Annotated in this window: 12 protein-coding genes; 8 read left to right on the top strand and 4 right to left on the bottom strand. The window is 62.9% G+C overall.

Going from position 1 to position 13,686, the window contains the following annotated elements; translation table 11 throughout:
* Positions 1–87: 87 nt before the first annotated feature.
* The 3 genes from AC51GT_RS25200 to AC51GT_RS25210 form a co-directional block, all read right to left on the bottom strand.
* A complete protein-coding gene (locus tag AC51GT_RS25200; RefSeq protein WP_496330508.1) occupies positions 88–1,824 on the bottom strand; it encodes a 3-ketosteroid-delta-1-dehydrogenase in 1,737 nt (578 codons plus the stop codon).
* 134 nt (positions 1,825–1,958) lie between these two features.
* A complete protein-coding gene (locus AC51GT_RS25205) occupies positions 1,959–2,894 on the bottom strand; it encodes an alpha/beta hydrolase (protein ID WP_496330541.1) in 936 nt (311 codons plus the stop codon).
* A gap of 2 nt (positions 2,895–2,896) precedes the next feature.
* A complete protein-coding gene (locus AC51GT_RS25210; RefSeq protein ID WP_496330509.1) occupies positions 2,897–4,564 on the bottom strand; it encodes a flavin-containing monooxygenase in 1,668 nt (555 codons plus the stop codon).
* 262 nt (positions 4,565–4,826) lie between these two features.
* Here AC51GT_RS25210 and AC51GT_RS25215 point away from each other — a divergent pair, with 262 nt between their 5' ends.
* Positions 4,827–5,591, top strand: coding sequence for an IclR family transcriptional regulator (locus AC51GT_RS25215; protein WP_496330510.1), 765 nt, complete (start codon positions 4,827–4,829; stop codon positions 5,589–5,591).
* A gap of 165 nt (positions 5,592–5,756) precedes the next feature.
* Here the strand turns inward: AC51GT_RS25215 and AC51GT_RS25220 are convergent, their stop codons facing one another.
* Positions 5,757–6,443 carry a PadR family transcriptional regulator gene (locus AC51GT_RS25220; protein ID WP_496330511.1) on the bottom strand — a complete coding sequence of 229 codons (687 nt, stop codon included), beginning with the start codon at positions 6,441–6,443 and terminating at the stop codon, positions 5,757–5,759.
* A 118-nt stretch (positions 6,444–6,561) separates the two neighbouring features.
* On the opposite strand from AC51GT_RS25220, the gene AC51GT_RS25225 reads away from it, so the two are divergent.
* The 7 genes from AC51GT_RS25225 (at position 6,562) to AC51GT_RS25255 (ending at position 13,604) form a co-directional block, all read left to right on the top strand.
* The gene (locus AC51GT_RS25225) at positions 6,562–6,909 is read left to right on the top strand and encodes a hypothetical protein (RefSeq protein WP_496330512.1); all 348 of its coding nucleotides are present in this window, start codon (positions 6,562–6,564) and stop codon (positions 6,907–6,909) included.
* Positions 6,902–7,567: a Dabb family protein gene (locus tag AC51GT_RS25230; RefSeq protein WP_496330513.1), complete on the top strand. Its 666-nt coding sequence runs from the start codon at positions 6,902–6,904 to the stop codon at positions 7,565–7,567. Before AC51GT_RS25225 ends, AC51GT_RS25230 begins: the two co-directional genes overlap by 8 nt.
* Positions 7,568–7,868: 301 nt before the next feature.
* Positions 7,869–9,422, top strand: a complete 1,554-nt coding sequence (locus tag AC51GT_RS25235) for an ABC transporter substrate-binding protein (protein WP_496330514.1) — start codon at positions 7,869–7,871, stop codon at positions 9,420–9,422.
* Between the two features lie 105 nt (positions 9,423–9,527).
* Positions 9,528–10,475, top strand: a complete 948-nt coding sequence (locus tag AC51GT_RS25240; RefSeq protein ID WP_496330515.1) for an ABC transporter permease — start codon at positions 9,528–9,530, stop codon at positions 10,473–10,475.
* The gene (locus tag AC51GT_RS25245; protein WP_496330516.1) at positions 10,472–11,437 is read left to right on the top strand and encodes an ABC transporter permease; all 966 of its coding nucleotides are present in this window, start codon (positions 10,472–10,474) and stop codon (positions 11,435–11,437) included. The genes AC51GT_RS25240 and AC51GT_RS25245 overlap by 4 nt, the downstream gene beginning before the upstream one ends.
* A gap of 104 nt (positions 11,438–11,541) precedes the next feature.
* Positions 11,542–12,552: an ABC transporter ATP-binding protein gene (locus tag AC51GT_RS25250; RefSeq protein WP_496330542.1), complete on the top strand. Its 1,011-nt coding sequence runs from the start codon at positions 11,542–11,544 to the stop codon at positions 12,550–12,552.
* Complete coding sequence (locus AC51GT_RS25255) at positions 12,552–13,604, top strand: ABC transporter ATP-binding protein (protein WP_496330517.1); 1,053 nt, start codon at positions 12,552–12,554, stop codon at positions 13,602–13,604. The genes AC51GT_RS25250 and AC51GT_RS25255 overlap by 1 nt, the downstream gene beginning before the upstream one ends.
* The last annotated feature ends 82 nt before the right edge of the window (positions 13,605–13,686 follow it).

Consider the following 13,686-nt stretch of genomic DNA (forward strand, 5'->3'; position numbering starts at 1 on the left):
TCACGCATGAGCAGCATCCGCTCCGGCCGGGTCGCCACCGAGGTGCCGATCCCGGCCGGAATGGATGCTCACTCAGACCCCAGTGGGTCACACGATGTGCGTCTTGTCGCGCCCGGCCGCGCGATCGGATGCAGCCGCGTGGCGGCCCGCAATGTAGCCGAACACAAAGCCCTGACCAATCGTTGCACCGGCACCGGGATACGTACTGCCGAAGACATTCGCAGCAGTATTACCGATCGCGTACAGGTTCTCGATGACTCGACCGTCTTCGCCGATGACCCGAGCGTTCTCATCGGCCACAACTCCGCCGCAGGTTCCCAGGTCACTGAGGATCAACTTGACCGCGTACAACGAATCCCCTTGTAGTGGACGCAAGTTCGGGTTCGGTTTGATTGTCGGGTCGCCGTAGTACCGATCATAGGCACTGTTACCCCGACCGAACTCGGCGTCGACACCTCCGGCCGCCATCTCGTTGAACTTCTTGTAGGTGCCCTGGAAGGTGTCAACGGGAACACCGATGAGCTTGGCGAGTTCTCCGGCATCGGAGGCTCGATGGGCAATTCCCGCGTCGTACCATTCCTGCGGGATCGGCTGCCGGGGGAACACCGCGCCGGCAAGGATGTAGCTGTTCCGGTATTCCTGGTCAAACACCAGCCACATCTCCTCGGCCGGACGACCATCTCTCTCCCGTTCGAGCAGTTTCTGGCCGAAGGTCATGTAGTCGATGGCCTCATTGACGAACCGGCGTCCATCCTGGTCAACGATGAACGAGCCGGGCAACGACCGCTCGGCCAACATGACCTGCGGCGCCCGTCCGGGCAGCGGGGCAAAGGCCGGAAACCACCACGCCTCTTGCATGGAAGCCAGCCCAGCCCCCAGAGCTTCAGCGATCATGATCGCGTCACCGGTGTTGCCTTCACTGCCGAGACTGGCCTGATCCGCCAGATGTTCCGACTGGTACTTCCGGCGCCATTCCATGTTGTGATCGAAACCGCCGGCAGCGAGTACGACGCCACGGCGGGTTGTCACCTGGACCTCACGGCCATCTTGGCGCAATACCGCGCCAGTGATCTTGCCGTGGTCGTCTTCGATGAGCCGGACCAGGCTCGTCTGTGTCCAGACCGGGATCCCGGCGGCAAGAACACCGGCATACAACCCGGCGGCCAGGGCCTGACCACCGGCAAGGTACTCGCGGCCGATAGCCATCCCGCCGAGCCCCTGCAGAACCCGCCTCAAGATTTTCGGAAGCGCTCGGACCGGCTTGCGGGCCATCAGGTTCATCCACTTGTAGTCGGCGCCGGTGACCGGCATCGGAACGGGCGCCTCCATCACCCCTGGCCGCAGTCGCCCGCGCTCGGCCCCGAGCACCGACGCGTCCAGCGGACGACATTCGCAAGTACGTCCCTCGGCCCGGCCGCCGGGTTCTTCCGGGTGATAGTCCGAGTAACCCTTCGCCCACATGAATTTCATCGGGGTCAGCCGCTGCAACATCTCCACCGTCGCCGCCCCGTTGTCCACAAAGGCGTCACCTCGCTCGGCCGGCGCCGAGTCCCCGACGACCGCTCGGATGTATTCGCGAGCGGCAGGCACAGGGTCGCTGCGTCTGCCACCGAAACCGGTCAGGAGCGAACTTCCCGGGATCCAGAAGGCGCCGCCCGAGCGAGCTGTGGATCCTCCTACGTATGAGGTCTTTTCGGCGATCAGGACGGATAGGCCCTGCTCTTTGGCGGCCAGCGCAGCGACCATACCGGTTCCCGCGCCGACCACCAGTAGATCAACGGTCCGATCGACCGCCGGCTCAACCGGGACATCTCTTTTTGGCATGAAAACTCCCTCAATTCGACGATTGTCCGTAACCTACGTCACAGGGACAATCAATTCGGGCGTCTGTCCATTGAGCGGGAGTACATCCCGCCGGGCTTCTCGGATCCGTTGACCGGCCACACCGTCAGTAGTGCTCAACCGCTGCGCTTTTGGTGGATCATCTCTTCCATCATCGTCCAGATCTTGCGGCGTGCCGGCTCGGTCTGGGGCAACGACGGAAACGTCAGGAATCCGTGAAAGAGCCCCTCGAACCGATGGTGGGTCACCGCCACTTCGTCCGCTGCGAGTCGTTCGGCGTAGGCGTCGCCCGACGAGCAGGGCGGATCGAGTTCTGCGGTCACGACGACAGCGGCGGGCAACCCCTTGAGCGAGTCGGCCCGGCTCGGTACCAGTCGGACATCGTCGGTCCCCTGTGGTGCGTACTGCTGCCAGTACCACTTCATCGACGAGGTGGTGTTGTAGTAGCCGACGCCGAAACGGCGGTAGGACTCGGTGTCGAAGTCATCGTCGATCACGGGGTAGATCAGAACCTGACCCAATACCGCCGGGCCACCGCGGTCCCGCGCCGCAATCGCCACGGTCGCTGCCAGATTGCCACCCGCACTGTCGCCCGCCAGGATCAGCTCAGATGAGTTGCCGCCGTATTCGGACGCGTTCTCGGCTGCCCACTCCACAGCGGTGTACACGTCGTCGAATGCCGCCGGCCCGGGATGCTCGGGCGCCAATCGATAGTCGACCGAGACCACGACCACTCCGACGCCGTCAGCCATGGATCGGCAGAGTTCGTCATGACTGTCGAGATCGCAGAACACGAAGCCACCACCGTGGGCGAACACCACCACCGGCAGGTCGCCTTCGGGGGTATGGGGGCGGTACACCCGCAGCGGCAGACCTCCACCGCGCCCCTCGACCACGATGTCGGACACCGCACGCATGTCGGGTGACCGGGTCAGCGGTGCACGTCGAGAACGAATGATCTCGCGCAACTCGGCCGGTTCCATCGTCGTGACGTCGGGGAACGAGGCGTTGAGGGCCTCGAGCATGGTGGCAACGGCCGGGTCCAGTGACATGGTCATCGAGCACCTCCCGCCAAGGCCCCACCGTCGACACCGATTCCAGGCGACGGTTGCGCGTCGCCGGAGTCAAAGGCGAATCCCTTGTACCCCGAGGCCGCGACCTCGTCGAGGATGGCTCCATAAACGCCGAATCCACCGATGAAGGGCATGAAAACCCTGGGCTTGCCGGGGATGTTGGCCCCGAGATACCACGAGTTCGCCTGCATGAAGAGCGTCTTGGATGCCCGCTCGTTGCATTCCTCGACCCAGGAGTCGACCGCTTCGGTTGTTGCCTCGATGGTCGAATGCCCGTGCCGATCGAGGTGGTCGAGGCAGCCTGCGATCCAGTCGATGTGCTGCTCAGAGGCGAGGACCATATTGGACAAGACGCTCGGGCTGCCCGGCCCGGTCACGATGAACATATTGGGGAAACCGTCCACCCCGAGCCCGAGGTAGGTCCGCGGACCATTGGCCCACTGTTCGGTCAGAGATCTACCGCCGCGACCCCGGATGTCGATCCGGTCGAGCGCGCCGGTCATCGCATCGAATCCGGTTGCGTAGACGATGATGTCGAGGTCATAGTGCGCATCCGCGGTCTGCAGCCCCTTCTCGGTGACCTGCTCGATGGGAGCCTTGCGCAGATCGACAAGCGTCACGTTCTCCCGATTGAACGTCTCATAGAACCCGGTGTCGGTGACAATGCGCTTGGTTCCGATCGGATGGTCCTTCGGCGTCAGGGCGTCGGCGATCGCCTCATCCCGGACCAGTTCCCGGATCTTCTCCTCGGCGTAGACACGTGCGGTGTCGTTGGCCGCGAGATCACTGAGCTGATCGGGAAATGCCTTGGAGAACAACACACCTCCCCGGTCCCACCACTCGTCGTATACGCGTCGACGCTCGGCCTCGTCGACCTCCAATGCACCTTTGGGGTGCGGCGTGAAAGGCGACCCACCGCCACTGGCCCGAGCCTGACGGCGGCGCTCGGCGTAATTTTCCTTGATATCCCGCTTCAGTTCCTCGCTCAGCGGCCGGTTGCCCGCCGGAATCGTGTAGTTCGCACTGCGCTGGAAGACGTAGAGATGATCGGCCTCACGAGCGATCTCCGGGATCGATTGGATGCCCGACGAACCGGTTCCGATGACGCCAACCCGCTTACCACGGAAGTCCACACCCTCGTGAGGCCAGGCGCCGGTATGATACGACTCTCCGCCAAAGTCATCTCGGCCCTTGATGTTTGGCAAGTTTGTCGCAGACAACGGTCCGGTGGCGAAAATACAGAACCGCGCCAGAAGGGTGCGCCCGGTGTCGGTGGTGACATGCCACCGCTGCTCGCGCTCCCGGAATTCGGCACCGACGACACGGGTCTCGAACGAGAAGCTCGGTCGCAGGTCGAAAGACTCGGCTACATGCTCGAGGTACGCGAGAATCTCGGGCTGGGTGGCGAATCGTTCGCTCCAATCCCACCGCTGCTGCAGGTCATCGTCGAACGAGTATGAGTAATCAACGCTTTCGATGTCGCAGCGTGCGCCGGGGTAGCGATTGTGGTACCACGTACCGCCAAAACCCGAGGCCGACTCGAAACCATGTACTGCAGCGCCCTTTTGGCGCAGGGCATGCACGGCGTACATTCCCGCGATACCGCCCCCGACGACGACGGCATCGAGTTCTTCGACGTTGTTGTTCATTGCAGAATCTTCCTTCGTTTGGGCCGGTTCATGTGACAGGTGTCGCCCGTAGGAGCGACGGTAAGCGAGTGATCGGCCGAGCAAAATGCACACTCCCGCCCAGCGGTCGACTCCCCGCCGCCCATGACCCACCACCGCCATCTGATCAGAATCGCGACGCACGGGCACGTGACCCGCTTCACAAACTGGCACTCCTATGGCACTATTCCTAATAGAAATAGCAACGTCGCAGGCTGAGCGCCGCGAATGATTAGGAGGCCTAATGACCATGCAAGCCGAGCTCGACCGGTCGACACCCACTGCGTTCCTGGATCGGGTCTCCCTCATCCTCGACAGCTTCGATGGCCCCGGACGCCTGACACTTGCCCAGATCGTCCGCCGGACCGGCCTGCCCCGATCGTCTGCACATCGCATGCTCGATCATCTGGTGCAGTTGCGCTGGCTCCAGCGTGAAGCACGGCATTACACCCTCGGGCTGCGCTTGGTCGAACTCGGTTCACTCGCAGTCCACAACGACGAATTGCACACGGCCGCACTCCCCCACCTGATGCACCTGCACCGGACCACCGGATTTGTGGTCCACCTCGCGGTACTCGACGGTTCGGATATCGTCTATCGACAGAAGCTCGGCGGAAAGTATGGCTCCCTGGTGCCCACGCGAGTGGGAGCCCGCCGCCCCGCGACCCGTACCGCCATCGGAAAGGCATTGCTGGCCTATAACGGCCAGGTCGGTTCGGAATACGACAGCATCCGTGACCAGGGCATCGCGTTCGAACGCGGGGAGTCCGTCACCGGCGTCGGTTGCATCGCCGTACCCGTCGGCCCGCTCGGTTCAACGATCGCTGCTGTGTCGTTGTGCGGGCCGGTCGGACAGATGTCGTTCGACCACCGCCTCGGCGGGCAGGTGCGGATGGCAGCGGCGGCAATCTGGCGGAGCCTGGACAAGCAGGTGGCACCGGTACTCCAGCGAAGTCACTCGCCGCGTCCGATGGCATCACTCAGCGAATCCGTGCGCACGTCGGCGTAATTCCTGGCTCAACCGCACGGCTCGCGCGCCGATCACAACTCCGATCACGCTCCGCCACACCGCAACTCATCGCCTATTGCTCGTTGCCGCTCCGGCCCAACGCAGAACCACCACGACGTCAGTGAGGTGGCCGGAAACAGTTCGGGCGCCGAGCGGCCTTTCCATTTATCGGGAGGTCGCACCGCCCCTACGCTCGTCGGGATCCTCGGCATCACGCCACCGTCCCGGGTGCCGCGGAATGAGGACGCCGTTCGAGCTCATCTCGGATTCCGCCCGGAACCATTCGGCGGCCTCGTCGATGTCACCGAGCAATTGCTCGGCGAGTGCGATCTCCGCCCGGAAATGACGATCAGCCCATCGCAGGCTCATCCTCGAGAATGCCCATGCCGGCTCGTCGTCGGAATGCTCTGCGCGCCGCTGCGCATCGCGGGCATTCGCCTCCAGATTAGCGATGTGCTCCCGCACGATCGCCTTCAGACGCTCGGGTTCGAGCAGATGACCCATCCACATCCGAAGCATCACCCCGTGCTTGAGAACAGGGGTGTCCACCGGCGCCTCGTGCGCCCAGTGCCGCAATGCCGTCGTACCCGACTCGGTGATCGCGTAGACCCTGCGACCACGAGCACCGACCTCCGTGATGTTGCGCGACCGAACCAGATCAAGGTTCTCGAGCTTCTTCAGTTCAGCGTAGACCTGGCTCACCGAAGGACTCCAGTAGAAGAAGCCGATACTCCAGTCGGCCCACCTCTTGAGGTCGTTGCCGGTCAGTTCCTCACCGAACGACAACATGCCCAGCACCGCCCAGCTTGTCGCGGGAAGGTCGGGGTGGCTTGGATGATCCGGGAACGGCATCTTATGAGCTTAACAACGGGGCCCCATTCGAATGCGACAAAGGAGACCTGCATTTACATCTCCCGTCTACCGGGATGAGCTGAATCACTATGCCGCTCAGCAATGTTAGCCTGAATTCATGACCGGCCAGACCATCTATGTGGTGGACCATGTGGTGCTGCGGCCCGGCTGCGCGAAAGCGTTTGTCGAGGCCTACACCCACGAATACGCACCTACGGCCCGCGAGCGGGGCATGGCATTCGATCGAATGCTCATCAGCCCCCCGCTGTGGTTCGACGACGAGAGCAACACCGTGATCGCAACGTGGACCGTTGACGGCCAGGCACATTGGTGGCAGGCCGCCGTCAAAGGACGCCATGATCCGGGTCCGGCGAAGTGGTGGGAGAAGATGGACCCGATGATCCTGCAGCGCACCCGATCGATGGCGGCATCGGTCGATGACATAGATGGATTGTGCAATGTATAAGGTCACCAGCCTGCTCCATCTGGCAGAGGGCAGCAATGAATCGATCCGCGCCGCGGTCACGCGTTCACTACGCGATTCGGTCACCGACATCGGTGCTCGGCACACGTTGATCGAGCCGACTCTGCCCGGGGTGCGCAACGGCGGCGACGTCCTGATCCACCTCCACTTCGACGACGTCGAACACTGGAACTCTGTTCGCCCGGCCTTCGTCGAGGCCACCTCCATCCCTGCCGTCCAGCACATCGATCAGGCCGAGTACGTGCCCGGCACGTCTGGCCGTGGCGTGAACCGTTCCGCAACGGTCTACCGCGCGCTGCTTCTGAGCGTGGCACCGTCAGCCGACGAGGAAGCGGTGAAGCGGTTCGAGTCTGCACTGTTGCGCATGCCTCAGTTCATCGACTCGATGTCGTCATGGCAACTCAGCGAGGTCCTCGTCGCCCGCGGGGCCAGCCCGTGGACACACGTGTGGGAGCAAGAATTCACCGATCTGTCCGCACTGTCCGGCCAATATCTGGCCCACCCTGTCCACTGGGGCTACGTGGACCAGTGGTTTGACCCAGAATCTCCCGAGTGCATTGTGAAAGCCCGTGTTTGTCATAGCTTTTGCGCTCTCGACGAAACATTCGTCTCCGAGGAAATGACCGGACTGACCGCCTGAGAGAATCAGGCCATCCTCCGATGATACTCAGCGGTGCAATCTATTACGTGCCGTCGACGACGAGTGACTCCATTACACAACGATCTCGCATCACAACTTGCGCTCTCGCGGACGCCACCTCTTTTACGAAGCGCGGCCCATCCACCACCAACGCGCTCCGTGGCCATGGCCCGCTGAGTGGAAACCAGTCTTGTTACCGAACCTAACCAATGGCTGACTGCTCGGTAGGAGTGCGGCATCTCGGCAGCAGCTGATACCGACGCCGAGCGCAGAACCCCCATCCCACAACGAGGAGCATCCATTGAAGAAGAAAGCTGGACTCACCACAGCTTTGAGCATCGGGGCCTCGCTGGCCTTGCTGCTGTCGGCTTGTTCAGGCGACCAGTCGAATTCACCCGCTGAGCCCGCCGGCGAACCGGTGCGTGGTGGCACGCTCACCTACGCATTCAACACAGAAGCACAATCGGTTGATCCGGTCACCTGCGGTGTGGGTATCGGTCTCGGACCATGTCAGGCAATCTACGGCGCACTCATGAACTACAACCTCGAGAGCCGAGAGTTCCAGCCCGGCATGGCCGAATCTTTGACGACCGAGGACAGCAAGGTCTGGACCCTAAAGCTGCGCCCCGGACTCCAGTTCACCGATGGAACCCCGTTCGACGCAGAGGCAGTGGCCTTCAACTGGAATCGCGTGCTCGACCCGGCGTTGCTGTCACCGAGCGCACCCGCTGCCTCGGGGATCACCTGGGAGGTCGTGGACCCGACCACCATCGTGGTGACATCGAAAGAGGTCAACAACCAGCTGCCGGTGACCATGTCCGAGGATCTGGCATTCATCGGATCACCCACCGCCATCACACAGAAGGGGCTCGACTTCGGCAACTCGCCGGTTGGCGCAGGTCCGTTCACGATGACGAGCTGGGCCCGGGGAACCGAGATGATTCTCGATCGCAACCCCGGCTATTGGGATCAGCCCCGGCCGTACGCGGACCGGTTGGTGCTCAAGACCATTCCGGCCGATGATCAGCGTTACAACGCCTTGCAGGCCGGCGAGATCGACGTCATGACAGTGACCCTGAAGAAATACGCGGACCGGGCCGAGAGCGCAGGCATGAATGTCACCTCCGCCACCCTGCAGGGTGGCACCGGTGTTCAGATCAGTCAGCGCGGACCTCTCGCCGATCCGGCCGTTCGTGAAGCCGTCGGCAAGTTGTTCGACAACGAGCAGATCATGAACGCCGTGTACCCCGGGGAATCCGTGTCCACCGGTTTTACTCCCGCGGACAGCCCCTTTTACGACCCGAGTTCGGCATGGCCAGAGCTCGATGTCGCCGGCGCCCAGAAACTGATCAACGACTACCGCAGCCGCAACGGTGGAAAAGAAGTCGATCTCACCTATACCGTCACGGCCGGAAGTCCCGTCCTGACCCAGGCGGGTGAGCTCCTGCAGGCACAGTTCGCAAAGGTCGACGGGCTCAACCTCGAAATCGTTGCGTTGGATGGTTCCGCCTACTATTCGGCACTGACATCCGGCAACTTCGATTTGATCATCAGTGCGCTGGGCGGTGCGCATCCGGATCGGCTCTACCGGACATTCGCCACCGACGGCCCGAACAACACCTCGGGATTCTCGGACCCGGCAGTGGACGAGGCGCTCGCCCTCACCCACTCCTCCAACGATCCGGCGACAGTCAACAAGGCGTACGCCGACGCGATCGCGGGAATCGTGGATGCCAACGCGTACCGATTCTGGCGACACGCAACGACGTACGTGCTCACTCCCCCCAATGTCCACGGCATCGAGGTGCAGTACCAGTACTGGTTCAGGCCCGACCTGGCGTGGGTGCAGCAGTAACGGTCTACGACATACCCCGTGGGTTGGTCACCTGAAACCTCTGGGTGACCAACCCACGGGCACACCGAAACCCCCGCCCGCACACGACGAGAGCGAGAACCTAACGTGTCCACACTGGGCGTAGCGCGATACTTCGCCAAGCTGGTCACGGTGCTATTCCTGGTCAGCATCGTGACTTTCCTGCTGCTCGAACTCATTCCCGGCGATCCCGTTGCCGCAATGCTCCCGGCCGGTGCCACCCCGGAGATGCGGGCCGCAGCCGTCGAACGATACGGACTCGACGGCCCCTTGGTGATGCGCTACTTCGAGTGGCTCGGCAACGCATTGCAGGGAGACCTCGGTCGTTCCATGCAGTCCCAGGTGCCGGTCACCGAGGCGATCATGGAGCGGCTACCCGTCACCATCGAACTCGCCGGCCTGTCCATACTCTTTGCGCTACTCGTCGCCATTCCGGTCGGTGTGCTGTCCGCGTACCGACCGGGAGGCATCTTCGACCGCGTCTCGACCTTCATTTGTGCAGTGACGCTGTCTATCCCGAGTTTTCTGCTCGGCGTGCTGCTTGTCTTCATCTTCGCCGTGAGCATGGGCGCCCTGCCGGTCACCGGGTGGGCTCCGCTTTCCGAAGGCCTGGTCCCGCACATCGAAAGCCTCATCCTGCCCGTCCTGACACTCTCGGCAATCGAAGCGGTCGGTTTCATCCGGGTCCTGCGGAACGACACGATGGCAACGCTGCAACAGGACTTCGTGTTGTCCGCACGCGCCCGGGGATTGTCCTCGACGCAGATCCTGTTCACCCATGCTCTGCGGCCGTCGGTGTTCTCACTCGTGACCGTCATGGGGGTGGCCCTTGGCCGCCTCATCGGGGGCACGGTGATCGTCGAAACCCTTTTCTCCCTACCTGGACTCGGGTCGCTGGTCATCACGGCGATCACCGGCCGTGACTTCGTGCTCATCCAGGGTGTGGTGCTTGTGGTCGCCGTCGCCTATGTCCTGCTCAACGCCCTGGTCGACCTGTCTTACCCCGTACTCGATCCGAGAGTGAGAGCGGCATGAGCACATCTGAAACAGAGAACACGTTCGCCGGTGGGCCACCGGAAGACCTGCTGCAGAAGGCGTTGAAAGAACCGCACACCCCACTGGAGATGGCCAGCGCCCTGGCCGACCCGGTGACCGACGCACCTGCTGTCAAACGCAGACGACGCCGCAAACGCGATCTCGGTGCCGCCCTGGGCGCTGCCTGGCTGATTCTCATCATCCTCGCCGCCGTGTTCGCCGATCTGTTGCCGCTGCCATCACCGTCGGAGATCACCGACCAATACTCACTGCGTCCTTTTCAGGACCTGGCTCACATCCTCGGGACCGACGAACTCGGCCGAGATGAACTGTCCCGGGCAATCTACGGTGCCCGGGTGTCGCTGGCCGTTGCCGTCGGCGCCACATTGATCGCGCTGGTCGCCGGAACGGCCATCGGAATCCTGGCGGGCTACTTCCGCGGCGGTCTCGACACCACTCTGGACATCGGAACCAACACCATTCTGGCGTTCCCGCCGCTCATTCTGCTGATCGCCCTCGTCGCGGTGATGGAACCCAGCATCCCGACCCTCGCGATCGGTCTCGGCATCGTCGGTGCTCCTACCTTCGTTCGAATAGCCCGTGCCAACACAATCGCATTCGCAAACCGTGAGTTCGTCACCGCTTCACGGTCTTTGGGGTCGACCAACATCCGGATCATCGGGCGGGAAATTCTCCCCAACGTGATGCTGCCGGTCGTGTCCTTCGCAACCGTTGTCGCGGCCGGACTGGTTGTGGCGGAGGGCTCATTGAGCTTCCTCGGCTTGGGCATCCCACCACCGGCACCGAGCTGGGGCGGCATGATCGCGGCCGGCCGCGAGAGTCTCTACGAAGCACCGCATCTGGTTCTCGTGCCGGGCATCTTCTTCTTCCTCACCGTCTTCTCTCTCAATCGTTTGGGCGACTGGGCCCGCGGCCGTGTCGGAAGGGAATCATCGCTGTGAACGTTTCCATCAAAAAGCAGGAACCCGCCGCCGAGAATCGGAACTCGTCCGAATCCGTTCTCCGCGTGCAGAACCTGCGGGTCTGGTTCGACACCCAACGCGGGATGGTTCGCGCCCTCGACGGCGTCGATCTCGAACTTGGCCACGGCCGGACGCTCGGTGTTGTCGGCGAATCGGGTTCGGGCAAATCTGTTCTCTCCCGGTCGATCATGAACATCTTGGCACCGAGCGCGGTGATCCAACCCGGATCGGTCATCGAAATCGACGGACAGGACACGTCCACGCTGGATCGATCTCAGGCCCGCAAGCTCTGGGGCTCCCGCGTTGCGATGGTCTTCCAGGATCCGATGACCTCACTGACACCTGTGCTCACCATCGGGCACCAACTCGTCGAGACCCTGCGCAGACACACAGACATGACCAAGGCGCAGGCCCAGGTGCGTGCCGAAGAACTGCTGGGCTGGGTGGGAATCCCGGAACCGCGCAAGCGATTGTCCCAATACCCCCACAACCTCTCCGGCGGAATGCGTCAACGTGTGGTGATCGCCCTGGCGATCGCCTGCGGACCCGACCTGCTCATCGCCGACGAGCCGACCACAGCGCTCGATGTCACCGTGCAACACCAGGTCCTCACCCTCCTGGCCCGGCTACGTCAAGAACAGGGAATGGCGATGATTCTCATCACCCACGACCTGGGAGTGGTCGCCGGCCGCACCGATGAGATCGCCGTCATGTACGCCGGGCGGGTAGTCGAACAGGCACCTACCCGAACGCTGTTCACCGAGATGCGTCACCCGTACACCCAGGCCCTCATCCGCTCGATCCCGAAGCTCGCGGACCCCAGTCATACCCGCCTGGAGGCGATACCGGGCCGGCCACCGACCGTCATCGATCCTCCGGACGGATGCGCGTTTGCACCGCGCTGCACACATGCCCAGCCCCGCTGCCTCGCGGAAACACCACAGCTGGTGTCCGACAACACTGTCGGTCCAGGGCACAGACATGCCTGCTTCTTCCCGGTCGGAACACCCGAGGGCGACGCGGCATTGGCAGACAACCGACTCCACGGCATCACCGCAGCCGGTATGCCGCTGGACCTGCGAGAGGAACTCTGATGGCGGGTACCGGAACAGCACATCTGCGCAACAGCGACGAAGTCCTGCTGAGCGTGCACGATCTCGTCGTCGAGTACAGCATCGGCCGTGGCACCAAGGTTCACGCGGTGTCAGGGGTCAGCCTCGATATAGTTCGCGGCGAAACGCTCGGCCTGGTGGGCGAATCCGGCTGTGGAAAGTCCACAGTTGCAAAGGCGATCATGCAGCTACCGGCACCGACCTCCGGTCAGGTCCGGTTCAAGGGCGAAGACCTCGCAGCGCTGTCTGCGCGTCAGATGCGTCCGATCCGACGCGCTATGCAGATGATCTTCCAGGATCCGATTTCATCACTCAATCCGCTTCGGAAGGTCCGCAAGATCGTCTCCGAGGGCCTTGATATCGCTGCCGAGATGAACCGGGCAGACCGTGACGCCGCAGTAGACAAAATTCTGTCGGTTGTCGGACTCGATCCCGAGACCGCAGGCGAGCGACGCCCTCATGAGTTCTCCGGTGGGCAGTGCCAACGCATCTCGATCGCGCGGGCAATGGTGCTCGAACCCGAACTCGTGGTCTGCGATGAGCCGGTGTCCGCACTCGACGTGTCAGTCCAGGCCCAGATCCTGAATCTGCTCGAGGACATGAAGGCCGATTACGGTTTGACGCTGCTGTTCATCGCCCACGACCTCGCGGTGGTCAAGAACGTGAGCGACCGGATCGTGGTCATGTATCTCGGCAAGATCTGCGAGGTCGCCCAACCCGATGACCTGTATGCCCGGCCACTCCATCCGTACACCGAAGCGTTACTGTCGGCGATCCCCGAACCAGACCCGCTGAGCCCACCGCGCGAGGTGGAACTGCACGGAGACCTGCCCTCACCGACCGACCCACCCAGCGGATGTCGTTTCCGCACCAGGTGCCCGAAGGCCGCGGCCATCTGCGCCGAGACCGAGCCGCAGATCCGCGAAGTGGGGACCAACCACTTTGTGGCGTGCCATTTTCCCGGCCCCGCCGGAGATACTGCGACGTCGATCGAGGCGGCGAGCGCCACCGCGGACGGCCTCACAACGCTGTGATCGCCGCAGCGCCATCACGCTTCTGAGCGATGTCGAACGAGACCGGCCGGGTCGACGGATATCCGTCGACCCGGCCGGTTCG

It is taken from the genome of Williamsia sp. z34 (assembly GCF_059553395.1).

Coding starts and splice junctions, on each gene's coding strand:
- AC51GT_RS25200 (WP_496330508.1), bottom strand. CDS start 1,824: ATGCCAAAAAGAGATGTCCCGGTTGAGCCGGCGGTCGATCGGACCGTT.
- AC51GT_RS25205 (WP_496330541.1), bottom strand. CDS start 2,894: ATGTCACTGGACCCGGCCGTTGCCACCATGCTCGAGGCCCTCAACGCC.
- AC51GT_RS25210 (WP_496330509.1), bottom strand. CDS start 4,564: ATGAACAACAACGTCGAAGAACTCGATGCCGTCGTCGTCGGGGGCGGT.
- AC51GT_RS25215 (WP_496330510.1), top strand. CDS start 4,827: ATGACCATGCAAGCCGAGCTCGACCGGTCGACACCCACTGCGTTCCTG.
- AC51GT_RS25220 (WP_496330511.1), bottom strand. CDS start 6,443: ATGCCGTTCCCGGATCATCCAAGCCACCCCGACCTTCCCGCGACAAGC.
- AC51GT_RS25225 (WP_496330512.1), top strand. CDS start 6,562: ATGACCGGCCAGACCATCTATGTGGTGGACCATGTGGTGCTGCGGCCC.
- AC51GT_RS25230 (WP_496330513.1), top strand. CDS start 6,902: ATGTATAAGGTCACCAGCCTGCTCCATCTGGCAGAGGGCAGCAATGAA.
- AC51GT_RS25245 (WP_496330516.1), top strand. CDS start 10,472: ATGAGCACATCTGAAACAGAGAACACGTTCGCCGGTGGGCCACCGGAA.
- AC51GT_RS25250 (WP_496330542.1), top strand. CDS start 11,542: ATGGTTCGCGCCCTCGACGGCGTCGATCTCGAACTTGGCCACGGCCGG.
- AC51GT_RS25255 (WP_496330517.1), top strand. CDS start 12,552: ATGGCGGGTACCGGAACAGCACATCTGCGCAACAGCGACGAAGTCCTG.